This is a genomic window from Pseudomonas sp. NDM, assembly GCF_003105095.1.
Classification (GTDB): domain Bacteria; phylum Pseudomonadota; class Gammaproteobacteria; order Pseudomonadales; family Pseudomonadaceae; genus Aquipseudomonas; species Aquipseudomonas moraviensis_A.
Genome location: NZ_QETJ01000121.1, coordinates 1 through 15,500, shown reverse-complemented (window position 1 = coordinate 15,500; position 15,500 = coordinate 1). Strand labels below are relative to the sequence as shown.

Here is a 15,500-nt window from a genome sequence, read left to right as displayed (position 1 = left end):
CTGACAGACCGCCATCGCGAGCAGGCTCACTCCTACAGGGGATCTGTGCCGTGGGCGTGAAACATTGATCTGAAGCGGTACAAGCGTCAGAAATTTCCGCTAAAACCGTAGGCTTCGCTACTTGCAGTAACGCGCAAGTAAGACAACTTCCCAACCACTCACTCGTTAAACAGTTACAAAACCACTGCAAACGATATCAATTATCATTCAGCAGCAACTATGTTCGTTACAAACCCTACAAAACATAATTGATGGAAACCCGGCTAATGCCCGCAACGCATGGGCCGCAGGGCTGTGAGCAAGCGCTATGTCCTTAATCCGGTAAATAATTTCGCCTTTGGAATTTTACTTGCCGGGTGTTTAGCCATAAAATCAGCCCGATTGATTGCTGCGACATATCGTCACTGCCTTATTTCTTTATCAAGCTCAGAGACCTTTGCTCTCTGTTAAGGATTACCAGCATGCCCGAAGCGACAGGACTCATGGCCCACAACTGGGGCTTTGCCATTTTCCTTCTGGGTGTCGTCGGCCTGTGTGCCTTCATGCTTGGCGTCTCCAGCCTCCTCGGGTCAAAAGCCTGGGGTCGCAGCAAAAACGAACCGTTCGAGTCGGGCATGCTACCTACCGGTGGCGCCCGCTTGCGGCTCTCAGCCAAATTCTATCTGGTCGCGATGCTCTTCGTGATCTTCGATATCGAAGCCCTCTTTCTCTTTGCATGGTCTGTGTCCGTCCGCGAAAGCGGCTGGACCGGATTCGTCGAAGCTCTCGTTTTCATAGCAATTCTGTTGGCAGGTCTTGTCTACCTGTTCCGAGTGGGCGCCCTTGACTGGGCTCCGGAAGCTCGTCGCAAGCGGCAGGCGAAGCTGAAACAATGAGGCTTTGGCAATGCAATACAATCTCACCAGGATCGACCCCGATGCTCCTAACGAGCAGTATCCGATTGGCCAGCGGGAAACCGTTGCCGATCCGTTAGAAGATCAAGTCCACAAAAACATTTTCATGGGCAAGCTGGAAGACGTGCTGAGTGGCGCGGTCAACTGGGGACGTAAGAACTCCCTGTGGCCGTACAACTTCGGCCTGTCGTGCTGCTACGTGGAAATGACCACCGCCTTCACGGCGCCCCACGACATCGCGCGCTTTGGCGCCGAAGTGATCCGGGCCTCGCCGCGTCAGGCCGACTTCATGGTTATCGCCGGTACCTGCTTCATCAAGATGGCGCCGATCATTCAGCGTCTCTACGAGCAAATGCTCGAACCGAAATGGGTCATCTCCATGGGTTCGTGCGCCAACTCCGGCGGCATGTACGACATCTACTCCGTGGTTCAAGGCGTAGACAAGTTCCTGCCCGTGGACGTCTACGTACCTGGCTGCCCGCCCCGTCCGGAAGCATTTCTGCAAGGCTTGATGCTGTTGCAGGAATCGATTGGACAGGAGCGTCGTCCGCTTTCCTGGGTCGTTGGTGATCAAGGCGTGTATCGCGCCGACATGCCATCGCAGAAGGAACAGCGCCGCGAACAGCGAATCGCAGTCACCAATCTGCGCAGCCCTGACGAAGTCTGATCCAGTTCTGTTCCAAGTAACGAGAAGCTGGCTTCATTCTTTACGTTGACCGAAAGCGAAAAAATAACCATGACTACAGGCAGTGCTCTGTACATCCCGCCTTACAAGGCAGACGACCAGGATGTGGTCGTCGAACTGAACAACCGTTTTGGCGCCGAAGCGTTTACCGCGCAGGCAACCCGCACCGGCATGCCGGTGCTGTGGGTGGCCCGCACCAGACTGGTTGAAGTCCTGACTTTCCTGCGCAACCTGCCCAAGCCGTACGTCATGCTCTATGACCTGCACGGCGTGGACGAGCGTCTGCGCACCAAGCGTCAAGGGCTGCCGACCGGCGCCGATTTCACCGTGTTCTATCACCTCATGTCGCTGGAGCGTAATAGTGACGTGATGATCAAGGTGGCCTTGTCCGAAGGCGACCTCAGCATGCCTTCCGTCACCAGCATCTGGCCGAACGCCAACTGGTACGAACGCGAAGTCTGGGACATGTTCGGCATCGACTTCAAAGGCCACCCGCACCTGTCGCGCATCATGATGCCGCCGACCTGGGAAGGTCACCCGCTGCGCAAGGACTTCCCGGCGCGCGCCACCGAATTCGATCCGTACAGCCTCAACCTTGCCAAGCAGCAGCTTGAAGAGGAAGCCGCGCGTTTCCGTCCCGAAGACTGGGGCATGAAGCGTTCCGGTGCCAACGAGGACTACATGTTTCTCAACCTCGGCCCGAACCACCCTTCCGCGCACGGTGCGTTCCGCATCATTCTGCAGCTGGACGGCGAAGATATCGTCGATTGCGTCCCGGACATCGGTTACCACCACCGTGGCGCCGAGAAGATGGGCGAACGTCAGTCCTGGCACAGCTACATTCCGTACACCGACCGCATCGACTACCTCGGCGGCGTGATGAACAACCTGCCGTACGTGCTCTCGGTCGAGAAGCTCGCCGGCATCAAGGTGCCGCAGAAGGTCGACGTCATCCGCATCATGATGGCCGAGTTCTTCCGTATCACCAGTCACCTGCTGTTCCTTGGCACCTACATCCAGGACGTCGGCGCCATGACGCCGGTGTTCTTCACCTTCACCGACCGCCAGAAGGCGTACACGGTGATCGAGGCGATCACCGGTTTCCGTCTGCACCCGGCCTGGTACCGCATCGGTGGCGTCGCACACGACCTGCCGCGCGGCTGGGAAAAACTGGTCAAGGATTTCGTCGAGTGGATGCCCAAGCGCCTGGACGAATACACCAAGGCCGCCCTGCAGAACAGCATCCTCAAGGGCCGTACCGTCGGCGTCGCTGCCTACAACACCAAAGAGGCCCTGGAATGGGGCGTCACCGGTGCCGGCCTGCGTTCCACCGGTTGCGATTTCGACCTGCGCAAGGCGCGTCCGTATTCGGGCTACGAGAACTTCGAATTCGAAGTGCCGCTGGCCGTCAACGGCGATGCCTACGACCGCTGCATGGTTCGCGTCGAAGAGATGCGCCAGAGCATCAAGATCATCGATCAATGCATGCGCAACATGCCGGAAGGCCCGTACAAGGCGGATCACCCGCTGACCACGCCGCCACCGAAAGAGCGCACGCTGCAGCACATCGAAACCCTGATCACGCACTTCCTGCAGGTTTCGTGGGGCCCGGTCATGCCGGCCAACGAATCCTTCCAGATGATCGAAGCGACCAAGGGCATCAACAGTTATTACCTGACGAGCGACGGCGGCACCATGAGCTACCGTACCCGGATCCGTACTCCGAGCTTCCCGCACCTGCAGCAGATCCCTTCGGTGATCAAAGGCAGCATGGTCGCGGACTTGATTGCGTACCTGGGTAGTATCGACTTCGTTATGGCCGACGTGGACCGCTAAGCATGAACAGCACGCTTATCCAGACAGACCGTTTCACCTTGAGTGAAACCGAGCGCTCGGCCATCGAGCACGAGCTGCATCACTACGAAGACCCGCGCGCGGCGTCGATCGAAGCCCTGAAAATCGTTCAGAAGGAACGCGGCTGGGTGCCGGACGGCGCCCTGTACGCGATCGGCGAGATCCTCGGCATCCCGGCCAGCGACGTTGAAGGCGTGGCGACGTTCTACAGCCAGATCTTCCGTCAGCCGGTCGGCCGCCACATCATTCGCGTCTGCGACAGCATGGTCTGCTACATCGGCGGCCACGAGTCGGTGGTCAGCGAAATCCAGAACAATCTGGGCATCGGCCTGGGTCAGACCACCGCCGACGGTCGTTTCACCCTGCTGCCTGTCTGCTGCCTCGGCAACTGCGACAAGGCACCGGCGCTGATGATCGACGACGACACCTTTGGCGATGTCCAGCCTGCTGGCGTGGCCAAACTGCTCGAGGGCTACGTATGACCCTGACATCTTTCGGTCCTGCCAACCGCATTCAGCGTTCGGCCGAGACGCATCCCCTGACCTGGCGTCTGCGCGATGACGGCGAAGCCGTGTGGCTCGACGAGTACCAGGCCAAGAACGGTTACGCCGCCGCGCGCAAAGCCTTCGCCGACATGGATCAGGACGCCATCGTCCAGACCGTGAAAGACGCCGGCCTCAAGGGTCGCGGCGGTGCCGGCTTCCCCACTGGCGTGAAGTGGGGCCTGATGCCCAAGGACGAATCCATCAACATCCGCTACCTGCTGTGCAACGCGGATGAAATGGAGCCGAACACCTGGAAAGACCGCATGCTGATGGAGCAACTGCCCCATCTGCTGATCGAAGGCATGCTGATCAGTGCCCGCGCACTGAAAACCTACCGTGGCTACATCTTCCTGCGCGGCGAATACACCACCGCCGCCAAGCACCTCAACCGTGCCGTGGAAGAAGCCAAGGCGGCCGGCCTGCTGGGCAAGAACATTCTGGGCAGCGGTTTCGATTTCGAACTGTTCGTCCACACTGGCGCCGGGCGTTACATCTGCGGTGAAGAAACCGCACTGATCAACTCCCTCGAAGGCCGCCGCGCCAACCCGCGCTCCAAGCCGCCCTTCCCTGCCGCCGTCGGTGTGTGGGGCAAGCCGACCTGCGTGAACAACGTCGAAACCCTGTGCAACGTGCCGGCGATCATTGCCGACGGCGTTGACTGGTACAAATCGTTGGCCCGCGAAGGCTCCGAAGACATGGGCACCAAGCTCATGGGATTCTCCGGCAAGGTCAAGAATCCGGGCCTGTGGGAACTGCCATTCGGCGTCACCGGTCGCGAGCTCTTCGAAGACTACGCCGGCGGCATGCGCGACGGCTTCAAGCTCAAGGCCTGGCAGCCGGGGGGCGCCGGTACCGGTTTCCTCCTGCCGGAGCACCTCGACGCACAAATGTATGCCGGCGGCATCGCCAAGGTCGGCACCCGTATGGGTACCGGCCTGGCGATGGCGGTGGACGACAGCGTCAACATGGTCTCGCTGCTGCGCAACATGGAGCAGTTCTTCGCCCGTGAATCCTGCGGTTTCTGCACCCCGTGCCGCGATGGTCTGCCATGGAGCGTCAAGCTGCTGATGGCCATCGAACAGGGCAAGGGCCAGCCAGGCGACATCGAGACCCTGCTGGGTCTGGTCGGTTTCCTTGGCCCGGGCAAAACCTTCTGTGCTCACGCACCGGGTGCCGTGGAGCCGCTGGGCAGCGCCATCAAATACTTCCGTCCAGAGTTCGAAGCCGGTATCGCGCCTGTCAGCGCCGCCGTCCCGCCTCTGGCAAGGCCGATCGTAGTCGGCGCGTAAACGCTTAAAAGGCGAAGGGTCCGTGCCCTTCGCCTTTCGTCCGATGACGCCCTTCGGGGCTGTTTGGATTCGGACGCATAACAAGATTCCATTAGCCACGCCCGCTGACACCGGGCCAACGAAGACCTTTGAACCATGGCCACTATCCACGTAGACGGCAAAGCGCTCGAAGTCGACGGGGCAGACAACCTGTTACAGGCATGTCTGTCGCTGGGGCTCGACATTCCATATTTCTGCTGGCACCCCGCGCTTGGTAGCGTCGGGGCCTGCCGCCAGTGCGCGGTCAAGCAGTACACCGACGAGAACGACACCCGTGGTCGCATCGTCATGTCCTGCATGACCCCAGCCACCGACAACACCTGGATCTCCATCGACGATGAAGAATCCAAGGCGTTCCGCGCCAGCGTTGTCGAATGGCTGATGACCAACCACCCGCACGACTGCCCGGTGTGCGAGGAAGGCGGTCACTGCCACCTGCAAGACATGACAGTGATGACCGGCCACAACGAGCGCCGCTATCGCTTCAGCAAGCGCACCCACCAGAACCAGCAACTGGGCCCGTTCATTTCCCACGAGATGAACCGCTGCATCGCTTGCTACCGCTGCGTGCGTTTCTACAAGGACTACGCCGGCGGCACCGACCTCGGCGTGTTCGGCGCCCACGACAACGTGTACTTCGGTCGCGTTGAAGACGGCACCCTCGAGAGCGAATTCTCCGGCAACCTCACCGAGGTCTGCCCGACCGGTGTGTTCACCGACAAGACTCACTCCGAGCGCTACAACCGCAAGTGGGACATGCAGTTCGCGCCGAGCATCTGCCACGGCTGCTCGAGCGGTTGCAACATCTCCCCGGGCGAGCGTTACGGTGAACTGCGTCGTATCGAAAACCGCTTCAACGGTTCGGTGAACCAGTACTTCCTCTGCGACCGTGGCCGTTTCGGCTACGGCTACGTCAACCGTACCGACCGTCCACGTCAACCGCTGCTGGCCGATGGCACCAAGCTCAGCCTCGACGCGGCGCTGGATAAAGCCGCCGATCTGCTGCGCGGGCGCAACATCGTCGGTATCGGTTCGCCACGTGCCAGCCTCGAAAGCAACTACGCGCTGCGCGAACTGGTCGGCGCCGAGCACTTCTACTCAGGTATCGAAGCCTCCGAGCTGGAGCGCATCCGTCTGGTCCTGCAGGTGCTGAACGACAGCCCGCTGCCTGTGCCGAACATGCGCGACATCGAAGACCACGACGCGATCTTCGTCCTCGGCGAAGACCTGACCCAGACCGCCGCGCGCATGGCGCTGGCCCTGCGTCAGTCGGTCAAGGGCAAGGCTGAAGACATGGCCGAAGCCATGCGCGTCCAGCCTTGGCTCGATGCGGCGGTGAAGAACATCGGCCAGCACGCGCTGAACCCGCTGTTCATCGCCAGCCTGGCGGAAACCAAGCTCGATGACGTCGCTGAAGAATGCGTACACGCCGCTCCGGATGACCTGGCACGCATCGGTTTCGCCGTGGCTCACGCGCTGGATGCCAGCGCTCCGGCTGTCGAAGGCCTGGACGCTGAAGCCCTGGAACTGTCGCAGCGCATCGCCGACGCCCTGCTCGCCGCCAAGCGCCCGCTGATCATCGCCGGTACTTCGCTGGGTTCCAAAGCCTTGATCGAAGCCGCCGCGAACATCGCCAAGGCCCTGAAGCTGCGCGAGAAGAACGGTTCGATCAGCCTGATCGTGCCGGAGGCCAACAGCCTCGGTCTGGCCATGCTCGGTGGCGAATCGGTCGACGCCGCGCTGCAAGCGGTCATCGATGGCAAGGCCGACGCTATCGTCGTGCTGGAAAACGATCTGTACACCCGCACCGCCAAAGCCAAGGTCGATGCTGCGCTGAACGCCGCTAAGGTGGTGATCGTCGCCGACCATCAGAAAACCGCCACCACCGATCGCGCGCACCTGGTGCTGCCAGCGGCGAGCTTCGCCGAAGGCGACGGTACGCTGGTCAGCCAGGAAGGTCGCGCCCAGCGCTTCTTCCAGGTTTTCGATCCGCAATACCTCGACGCGAGCATTCTGGTACACGAAGGCTGGCGCTGGCTGCACGCCCTGCGCGCGACCCTGCTGAACCAGCCGATCGACTGGACGCAACTCGACCACGTCACCGCTGCCGTTGCCTCGAGCACCGCGCAACTGGCACGTATCGTCGATGCTGCACCTTCCGCTGCGTTCCGCATCAAGGGTCTGAAACTGGCGCGTGAGCCGCTGCGTTACTCCGGTCGCACCGCAATGCGCGCCGACATCAGCGTTCACGAACCGCGTACCCCGCAAGACCAGGACACCGCGTTCGCCTTCTCCATGGAAGGTTACTCGGGCTCCGCCGAACCGCGTCAACAGGTGCCATTCGCATGGTCGCCGGGCTGGAACTCGCCACAAGCGTGGAACAAGTTCCAGGACGAAGTCGGTGGTCACCTGCGCGCTGGCGATCCGGGCACACGCCTGATCGAAAGCAATGGCGACTCGCTGAACTGGTTCGCCGCTGCGCCGCGTGCCTTCAACCCGGCGCCGGGTACCTGGCAAGCCGTGCCGTTCTTCCACCTGTTCGGCAGCGAAGAGAACTCGTCGAAAGCCGCCCCGGTGCAAGAACGCATTCCGGCGCCATATGTGGCTCTGGCGAAATCCGAAGCCGACCGCCTCGGTGTCAACGACGGTGCCCTGCTGAGCCTGAACGTGGCCGGCCAGACCCTGCGTCTGCCGCTGCGCATCAATGAAGAACTGGGCGCCGGTCTGGTGGCATTGCCTGCGGGCATCGCCGGCATTCCACCGGCATTCGCCGGCGTGTCCGTCGACGGTCTGCAGGAGGCAGCGCAATGACCTGGTTCACCCCTGAAGTGATCGATGTGATCCTGACGGTCATCAAAGCCATCGTGATCCTGCTGGCCGTGGTGGTCGCGGGCGCCTTGCTCAGCTTTGTCGAACGTCGCCTGCTGGGCTGGTGGCAGGACCGTTACGGTCCGAACCGCGTTGGCCCGTTCGGCATGTTCCAGATCGCCGCCGACATGCTGAAGATGTTCTTCAAGGAAGACTGGACCCCGCCGTTTGCCGACAAGGTGATCTTCACCCTGGCACCGGTGGTGGCCATGTCCGCCCTGCTGATCGCCTTCGCGATCATCCCGATCACCCCGACCTGGGGCGTGGCGGATCTGAACATCGGCCTGCTGTTCTTCTTCGCCATGGCCGGTCTGTCGGTGTACGCCGTGCTGTTCGCCGGCTGGTCGAGCAACAACAAGTTCGCCCTGCTCGGCAGCTTGCGTGCCTCGGCGCAGACCGTGTCCTACGAAGTGTTCATGGGCCTGGCCCTGATGGGCATCGTGGTCCAGGTCGGCTCGTTCAACATGCGCGACATCGTCGAGTACCAGGCGCAGAACCTGTGGTTCATCATTCCGCAGTTCTTCGGCTTCTGTACCTTCTTCATCGCTGGCGTCGCCGTGACTCACCGTCACCCCTTCGACCAGCCGGAAGCGGAACAGGAACTGGCCGACGGTTACCACATTGAATACGCCGGTATGAAATGGGGCATGTTCTTCGTCGGTGAATACATCGGCATCATCCTGATCTCGGCGCTGCTGGTCACCCTGTTCTTCGGTGGCTGGCACGGTCCGTTCGGCATCCTGCCGCAACTGTCCTTCGTCTGGTTCGCACTGAAGACCGCATTCTTCATCATGCTGTTCATCCTGCTGCGCGCTTCCATCCCGCGTCCGCGTTATGACCAGGTGATGGATTTCAGCTGGAAATTCTGCCTGCCACTGACCCTGATCAATTTGCTGGTGACCGCTGCGGTTGTGTTGTTGAACACGCCTGCGGTTGCGGTTCAGTGAGGATTTGACCCATGTTCAAATATATTGGCGACATCGTTAAGGGTACCGGTACCCAGTTGCGCAGCCTGGTCATGGTCTTCGGCCATGGCTTTCGCAAGCGCGACACCCTGCAATACCCCGAGGAGCAGGTCTACCTGCCGCCGCGTTACCGTGGCCGCATCGTCCTGACCCGCGACCCCGATGGCGAAGAACGCTGCGTAGCCTGCAACCTGTGCGCCGTGGCCTGCCCGGTGGGTTGCATCTCGCTGCAGAAAGCTGAAACCGAAGACGGTCGCTGGTACCCGGACTTCTTCCGGATCAACTTCTCGCGCTGCATTTTCTGCGGTCTCTGCGAGGAAGCCTGTCCGACCACCGCGATCCAGCTGACCCCGGATTTCGAGATGGCCGAGTTCAAACGTCAGGACCTGGTGTACGAGAAAGAAGATCTGCTGATCTCCGGCCCCGGCAAAAACCCTGATTACAACTTCTATCGTGTTGCAGGTATGGCAATCGCTGGCAAGCCGAAAGGCGCTGCGCAGAACGAAGCCGAACCGATCAACGTGAAGAGCTTGCTGCCTTAAGGAAGAACGATGGAATTCGCTTTCTATTTCGCATCGGGTATTGCTGTGGTGTCCACGCTGCGTGTGGTCACCAACACCAATCCCGTGCACGCCCTGCTCTACCTGATCATCTCGTTGATCGCCGTGGCCATGACCTTCTTCGCCCTCGGTGCGCCGTTCGCCGGTGTGCTGGAAGTGATCGCCTACGCCGGCGCCATCATGGTGCTGTTCGTGTTCGTGGTGATGATGCTCAACCTCGGCCCGGCCTCGGTGCAGCAGGAACGCACCTGGCTCAAGCCCGGCATCTGGGCAGGACCGGTGATTCTCGCCGCGCTGCTGCTGGCCGAACTGCTGTATGTGCTGTTCGCTCACCAGAGCGGCCAGGCCATCGGCCACACCACCGTAGACGCGAAAGCCGTGGGCATCAGCCTGTTCGGCCCGTACCTGCTGGTGGTCGAACTCGCCTCGATGCTGCTGCTCGCCGCAGCCGTCACGGCGTTCCATTTGGGCCGTAACGAGGCGAAGGAGTAAGACATGCCTGCTATCCCTCTCGAACATGGATTGGCCGTTGCCGGGATCCTGTTCTGCCTTGGTCTGGTCGGCCTGATGGTCCGCCGCAACATTTTGTTCGTGTTGATGAGTCTGGAAGTGATGATGAACGCCTCTGCCCTGGCCTTCATCGTTGCGGGCGCCCGCTGGGCGCAGCCGGATGGACAGATCATGTTCATCCTGGTGATCAGTCTTGCAGCGGCCGAGGCCAGTATTGGCCTGGCGATCCTGCTGCAACTGTATCGCCGCTTCCACACGCTCGATATCGACGCTGCCAGTGAGATGCGCGGATGAACCTGATCTTTCTGACTTTCGTATTCCCTCTGATCGGTTTCCTGCTCCTGTCGTTCTCCCGTGGACGCTGGTCGGAAAACCTCTCGGCGCTGATCGGCGTGGGTTCCATTGGCTTGTCGGCGATTGTCGCTGCCTACGTCATCTGGCAGTTCAACGTCGCACCTCCCGAAGGCGGTCACTACACCCTGGTGCTGTGGCAGTGGATGGCGGTCGAAGGCTTCAAGCCTGACTTCGCCCTCTACGTCGACGGCCTGTCGATCACCATGCTCGGCGTGGTGGTGGGCGTCGGTTTCCTGATCCACCTGTTCGCGTCCTGGTACATGCGCGGTGAAGCGGGCTACTCGCGCTTCTTCTCGTACACCAACCTGTTTATCGCCAGCATGCTGTTCCTGGTGCTCGGCGATAACCTGTTGTTCCTGTACTTCGGCTGGGAAGGCGTGGGCCTGTGCTCGTACCTGTTGATCGGTTTCTACTACAGCAATCGCAACAACGGTAACGCCGCACTCAAGGCTTTCATCGTCACCCGCATCGGCGACGTGTTCATGGCCATCGGCCTGTTCATCCTGTTCCAGCAAGTGGGCACGCTGAACATCCAGGAACTGCTGGTGCTGGCACCGCAGAAATTCCAGGTCGGCGACTTCTGGATCACCCTGGCAACCCTGATGCTGCTGGGTGGTGCAGTCGGTAAATCGGCGCAACTGCCGCTGCAAACCTGGCTCGCGGACGCAATGGCCGGTCCTACCCCGGTTTCGGCACTGATCCACGCCGCAACCATGGTCACCGCCGGTGTCTACCTGATCGCCCGTACTCACGGCCTGTTCACCCTGGCGCCGGAAATCCTGCACCTGGTGGGCATCGTCGGTGGCGTGACTCTGGTTCTCGCAGGCTTCGCCGCGCTGGTACAAACCGACATCAAACGTATCCTCGCCTATTCGACCATGAGCCAGATCGGCTACATGTTCCTGGCGCTGGGCGTGGGTGCATGGGATGGCGCGATCTTCCACCTGATGACCCACGCCTTCTTCAAGGCCCTGCTGTTCCTTGCTTCCGGTGCGGTGATCGTTGCCTGCCACCACGAGCAGAACATCTTCAAGATGGGCGGTCTGTGGAAGAAACTGCCACTGGCCTACGCCAGCTTCATCGTCGGTGGTGCTGCGCTGGCCGCTCTGCCACTGGTCACCGCGGGCTTCTACTCCAAGGACGAAATCCTCTGGGAAGCGTTTGCCAGCGGTAACCACGGTCTGCTCTACGCAGGTCTGGTCGGTGCGTTCATGACCTCGCTGTACACCTTCCGCCTGATCTTCATCACGTTCCACGGTGAAGCCAAGACCGAAGCCCACGCCGGTCACGGCGTCGCTCACTGGCTGCCGCTGTCGGTGCTGATCGTGTTGTCGACTTTCGTCGGCGCCATGATCGTTCCGCCGCTGCACGGCGTTCTGCCAGAAAGCGTTGGCCATGCGGGTGGCGAAGCCAAGCACAGTCTGGAAATCGCCTCGGGCGCCATCGCTCTGGCCGGTATCCTGCTGGCAGCGCTGCTGTTCCTCGGCAAGCGTCGCTTCGTCTCGGTGATCGCCAACAGCGGCATCGGCCGTTTCCTTTCGGCCTGGTGGTTCGCTGCCTGGGGCTTCGACTGGATCTACGACAAACGGTTCGTCAAGCCGTACCTTGCGATCAGCCATGTACTGCGCAAAGACCCGCTCGACCAGACCATCGGTCTGATCCCGCGTATGGCCAAGGGTGGTCACACCGCCCTGAGCCGCACCGAGACCGGTCAACTGCGTTGGTACGCTGCTTCGATGGCTGCGGGTGCCGTGCTGGTGATCGGCGCCATCGTGCTGGTAGCGGTCTGATATGAACCTTGCGAATTTGCGAAAGGAAACGAGCCCGTCATGATTCTGCCTTGGCTAATCCTGATCCCCTTCATCGGCGGCCTGCTGTGCTGGATGGCTGAGCGCTTCGGCGCCACCCTCCCGCGCTGGATTGCGCTGTTGACCATGACCCTGGAACTCGCACTCGGCCTCTGGCTGTGGGCCCACGGTGACTATTCATTCGCACCGGCGCCGGGCGCCGATCCGACTTGGGCGCTTGAGTTCAAGCATGTCTGGATCCAGCGTTTCGGCATCAACGTGCACCTGGCCCTCGACGGCCTGTCGCTGTTGATGATCCTGCTGACCGGTCTGCTGGGTATCCTCTCGGTACTCTGCTCGTGGAAAGAGATTCAACGTCACGTTGGCTTCTTCCACCTCAACCTGATGTGGATCCTGGGCGGTGTCGTCGGCGTGTTCCTCGCCCTCGACCTGTTCATGTTCTTCTTCTTCTGGGAAATGATGCTGGTGCCGATGTACTTCCTCATCGCGCTCTGGGGTCACAGTTCTTCGGACGGCAAGAAAACCCGGATCTACGCAGCGACCAAGTTCTTCATCTTCACTCAGGCTTCCGGCCTGATCATGCTGGTGGCGATCCTCGGTCTAGTGCTGGTCAACTTCAACAACACTGGCGTGATTACCTTCAACTACGCCGACCTGTTGAAAACCAAGATGTCGATGACCACCGAGTACATCCTGATGCTCGGCTTCTTCATCGCCTTCGCGGTCAAGCTGCCAGTGGTTCCGTTCCACTCCTGGCTGCCTGACGCTCACGCCCAGGCGCCGACTGCCGGTTCCGTCGACCTCGCCGGTATCCTGCTGAAAACCGCGGCCTACGGCCTGCTGCGTTTCGCCCTGCCGCTGTTCCCGAACGCTTCGGCCGAGTTTGCGCCGATCGCCATGACCCTGGGTCTGATCGGGATCTTCTACGGCGCGTTCCTCGCGTTCGCCCAAACCGACATCAAGCGTCTGATCGCCTTCTCTTCCGTTTCCCACATGGGCTTCGTGTTGATCGGCATCTACTCCGGCAGCCAACTGGCGCTGCAAGGTGCAGTGATCCAGATGCTCGCGCACGGTCTGTCGGCAGCGGCACTGTTTATCCTCAGCGGTCAGTTGTATGAGCGTCTGCACACTCGCGACATGCGTGAGATGGGTGGCCTGTGGTCGCGCATCGCCTACCTGCCGGCCATCAGCCTGTTCTTCGCTGCGGCGTCGCTGGGCTTGCCGGGTACCGGTAACTTTGTCGGCGAGTTCCTGATCCTGATCGGTTCCTTCGCCAGCGCTCCATGGGTCACGGCGATTGCCACGTCCGGTCTGGTGTTCGGTTCGGTCTACTCGCTGATCATGATCCACCGTGCCTACTTCGGCCCGTCGAAATCCGACGCGGTGCTGCATGGCATGGACGCGCGCGAACTGATCATGGTGCTCGGTCTGGCGGTGCTGCTGATTTACCTCGGCGTCTACCCGCAACCGTTCCTCGACACCTCTGCCGCCACCATGCATGGCGTGCAGCAGTGGCTCGGCACCGCCTTCTCTCAACTCGCTTCGGCCCGGTAAGAGCGCTATGGAATTCACGATTCAACACTTTATTGCGCTTGCGCCACTGTTGATCACCAGCCTCACCATTATCGTGGTGATGCTGGCAATCGCCTGGCGCCGCAACCACGCGCAGACCTTCCTGATTTCGGTGGCGGGGCTGAACCTGGCCCTGCTGTCGATCCTGCCTGCGTTGAAAGTCGCGCCTCTGGCCGTGACCCCATTGCTGCAGATCGATGCCTTCGCCTGCCTGTACATGGCGATGATCCTGGTTGCCACCCTCGCCTGCGTCACCCTCGCCCACGCCTACCTCGGTGATGGCGGTTCGGGTTACCCGGGCAACCGCGAAGAACTGTACCTGCTGATCCTGATGGCCGCCGCCGGTGGTCTGGTCCTGGTCAGCGCGCAACATCTGGCCGGTTTGTTCATCGGTCTGGAATTGCTCTCGGTACCGGTCTACGGTCTGGTGGCTTACGCCTTCTTCAACAAGCGTTCGCTGGAAGCCGGCATCAAGTACATGGTGCTGTCGGCCGCCGGTTCCGCGTTCCTGCTGTTCGGTATGGCGCTGCTGTACGCCGACGCCGGTTCGCTGAGCTTCGTCGGCATCGGTCAGGCCCTGGCCGCGACCGGTCTGCCTAGCCCGCTGGCGCAACTGGGCCTGGGCATGATGCTGATCGGTCTGGCGTTCAAGCTGTCGCTGGTTCCGTTCCACTTGTGGACGCCGGACGTTTACGAAGGTGCTCCGGCGCCGGTAGCCGCGTTCCTCGCGACCGCTTCGAAGGTTGCCGTGTTTGCGGTGATGGTGCGTCTGTTCCAGCTCTCCCCTGCCGCCAGCAGTGGTGTACTGAGCGACGTGCTCAGCGTGATCGCAGTTGCCTCGATCCTGTTCGGTAACCTGCTGGCCCTGACCCAGAGCAACCTCAAGCGTCTGCTCGGTTATTCGTCCATCGCGCACTTCGGCTACCTGCTGATCGCACTGGTGGCGAGCAAGGGTCTGGCGGTGGAAGCCATCGGCGTGTACCTGGTCACCTACGTGATCACCAGCCTCGGCGCGTTCGGCGTGATCACCCTGATGTCCTCGCCGTACAACGGCCGCGACGCTGACGCGCTGTACGAGTACCGCGGCCTGTTCTGGCGCCGTCCGTACCTGACCGCCGTGCTGACTGTGATGATGCTGTCCCTGGCCGGTATTCCGCTGACCGCTGGCTTCATCGGCAAGTTCTACATCATCGCCAGCGGCGTCGAAACGCGTCAGTGGTGGCTGGTCGGCGCATTGGTGCTGGGCAGCGCCATCGGCGTCTTCTACTACCTGCGCGTGATGGTCACCCTGTACCTGATCGAGCCAAACCTGCGTCGCCACGACGCCCAGCTGCACTGGGAACAGAAGGCAGGTGGCGTGATGCTGCTGGCCATCGCCCTGGTCGCGTTCTTCCTGGGTGTGTATCCGCAGCCGTTGCTGGTGCTGGTACAACAGGCGGGTCTGGCGGGCTGATTGCCTTGCTGGTCTGGCTGAAAATGAAAACGGCACCTTCGGGTGCCGTTTTTTGTGGTTTTTAACGTCAAAAGATCGCAGCCTTCGGCAGCTCCTACATTGGGA

General features: G+C 61.0%; 13 protein-coding genes. All 13 read left to right on the top strand.

Going from position 1 to position 15,500, the window contains the following annotated elements; translation table 11 throughout:
- The first annotated feature begins 461 nt into the window (after window positions 1-461).
- A complete protein-coding gene (locus tag DCO47_RS20100) occupies window positions 462-875 on the top strand; it encodes an NADH-quinone oxidoreductase subunit A (RefSeq protein ID WP_003223812.1) in 414 nt (137 codons plus the stop codon).
- Between the two features lie 10 nt (window positions 876-885).
- A complete protein-coding gene (locus tag DCO47_RS20095) occupies window positions 886-1,560 on the top strand; it encodes an NADH-quinone oxidoreductase subunit B family protein (protein ID WP_016775278.1) in 675 nt (224 codons plus the stop codon).
- 69 nt (window positions 1,561-1,629) lie between these two features.
- A complete protein-coding gene (gene nuoC / locus DCO47_RS20090; protein ID WP_116658764.1) occupies window positions 1,630-3,414 on the top strand; it encodes an NADH-quinone oxidoreductase subunit C/D in 1,785 nt (594 codons plus the stop codon).
- 2 nt (window positions 3,415-3,416) lie between these two features.
- A complete protein-coding gene (nuoE, locus tag DCO47_RS20085; RefSeq protein ID WP_003223804.1) occupies window positions 3,417-3,914 on the top strand; it encodes an NADH-quinone oxidoreductase subunit NuoE in 498 nt (165 codons plus the stop codon).
- Window positions 3,911-5,266 (top strand): NADH-quinone oxidoreductase subunit NuoF, encoded by a 1,356-nt coding sequence (gene nuoF, locus DCO47_RS20080; RefSeq protein WP_064363636.1) that lies wholly within the window; start codon window positions 3,911-3,913, stop codon window positions 5,264-5,266. The genes nuoE and nuoF overlap by 4 nt, the downstream gene beginning before the upstream one ends.
- 135 nt (window positions 5,267-5,401) lie before the next feature.
- Window positions 5,402-8,116 (top strand): NADH-quinone oxidoreductase subunit NuoG, encoded by a 2,715-nt coding sequence (gene nuoG, locus DCO47_RS20075; protein ID WP_116658763.1) that lies wholly within the window; start codon window positions 5,402-5,404, stop codon window positions 8,114-8,116.
- Window positions 8,113-9,120: an NADH-quinone oxidoreductase subunit NuoH gene (gene nuoH, locus DCO47_RS20070; RefSeq protein ID WP_039763316.1), complete on the top strand. Its 1,008-nt coding sequence runs from the start codon at window positions 8,113-8,115 to the stop codon at window positions 9,118-9,120. Before nuoG ends, nuoH begins: the two co-directional genes overlap by 4 nt.
- Before the next feature lie 11 nt (window positions 9,121-9,131).
- Window positions 9,132-9,680: an NADH-quinone oxidoreductase subunit NuoI gene (gene nuoI / locus DCO47_RS20065; RefSeq protein WP_016775283.1), complete on the top strand. Its 549-nt coding sequence runs from the start codon at window positions 9,132-9,134 to the stop codon at window positions 9,678-9,680.
- Between the two features lie 9 nt (window positions 9,681-9,689).
- Window positions 9,690-10,190 (top strand): NADH-quinone oxidoreductase subunit J, encoded by a 501-nt coding sequence (gene nuoJ, locus DCO47_RS20060; protein ID WP_007951462.1) that lies wholly within the window; start codon window positions 9,690-9,692, stop codon window positions 10,188-10,190.
- Window positions 10,191-10,193: 3 nt separating this feature from the next.
- Window positions 10,194-10,502, top strand: coding sequence for an NADH-quinone oxidoreductase subunit NuoK (nuoK, locus tag DCO47_RS20055; protein ID WP_003180046.1), 309 nt, complete (start codon window positions 10,194-10,196; stop codon window positions 10,500-10,502).
- Window positions 10,499-12,352 (top strand): NADH-quinone oxidoreductase subunit L, encoded by a 1,854-nt coding sequence (nuoL, locus tag DCO47_RS20050; RefSeq protein WP_116658762.1) that lies wholly within the window; start codon window positions 10,499-10,501, stop codon window positions 12,350-12,352. The genes nuoK and nuoL overlap by 4 nt, the downstream gene beginning before the upstream one ends.
- 39 nt (window positions 12,353-12,391) lie before the next feature.
- On the top strand, window positions 12,392-13,924 hold the full coding sequence (nuoM, locus tag DCO47_RS20045) for an NADH-quinone oxidoreductase subunit M (protein ID WP_042609209.1): 1,533 nt from the start codon (window positions 12,392-12,394) through the stop codon (window positions 13,922-13,924).
- A 7-nt stretch (window positions 13,925-13,931) separates the two neighbouring features.
- Entirely contained in the window at window positions 13,932-15,395 is a 1,464-nt protein-coding gene (gene nuoN / locus DCO47_RS20040) for an NADH-quinone oxidoreductase subunit NuoN (RefSeq protein WP_116658761.1), read from the top strand.
- Window positions 15,396-15,500 lie beyond the last annotated feature (105 nt).

Bases quoted from the DNA above. Each gene is read 5' to 3' on its own strand.
- DCO47_RS20100 (WP_003223812.1), top strand. From the start codon at position 462: ATGCCCGAAGCGACAGGACTCATGGCCCACAACTGGGGCTTTGCCATT.
- DCO47_RS20095 (WP_016775278.1), top strand. From the start codon at position 886: ATGCAATACAATCTCACCAGGATCGACCCCGATGCTCCTAACGAGCAG.
- nuoC (WP_116658764.1), top strand. From the start codon at position 1,630: ATGACTACAGGCAGTGCTCTGTACATCCCGCCTTACAAGGCAGACGAC.
- nuoE (WP_003223804.1), top strand. From the start codon at position 3,417: ATGAACAGCACGCTTATCCAGACAGACCGTTTCACCTTGAGTGAAACC.
- nuoF (WP_064363636.1), top strand. From the start codon at position 3,911: ATGACCCTGACATCTTTCGGTCCTGCCAACCGCATTCAGCGTTCGGCC.
- nuoG (WP_116658763.1), top strand. From the start codon at position 5,402: ATGGCCACTATCCACGTAGACGGCAAAGCGCTCGAAGTCGACGGGGCA.
- nuoH (WP_039763316.1), top strand. From the start codon at position 8,113: ATGACCTGGTTCACCCCTGAAGTGATCGATGTGATCCTGACGGTCATC.
- nuoI (WP_016775283.1), top strand. From the start codon at position 9,132: ATGTTCAAATATATTGGCGACATCGTTAAGGGTACCGGTACCCAGTTG.
- nuoJ (WP_007951462.1), top strand. From the start codon at position 9,690: ATGGAATTCGCTTTCTATTTCGCATCGGGTATTGCTGTGGTGTCCACG.
- nuoK (WP_003180046.1), top strand. From the start codon at position 10,194: ATGCCTGCTATCCCTCTCGAACATGGATTGGCCGTTGCCGGGATCCTG.
- nuoL (WP_116658762.1), top strand. From the start codon at position 10,499: ATGAACCTGATCTTTCTGACTTTCGTATTCCCTCTGATCGGTTTCCTG.
- nuoM (WP_042609209.1), top strand. From the start codon at position 12,392: ATGATTCTGCCTTGGCTAATCCTGATCCCCTTCATCGGCGGCCTGCTG.
- nuoN (WP_116658761.1), top strand. From the start codon at position 13,932: ATGGAATTCACGATTCAACACTTTATTGCGCTTGCGCCACTGTTGATC.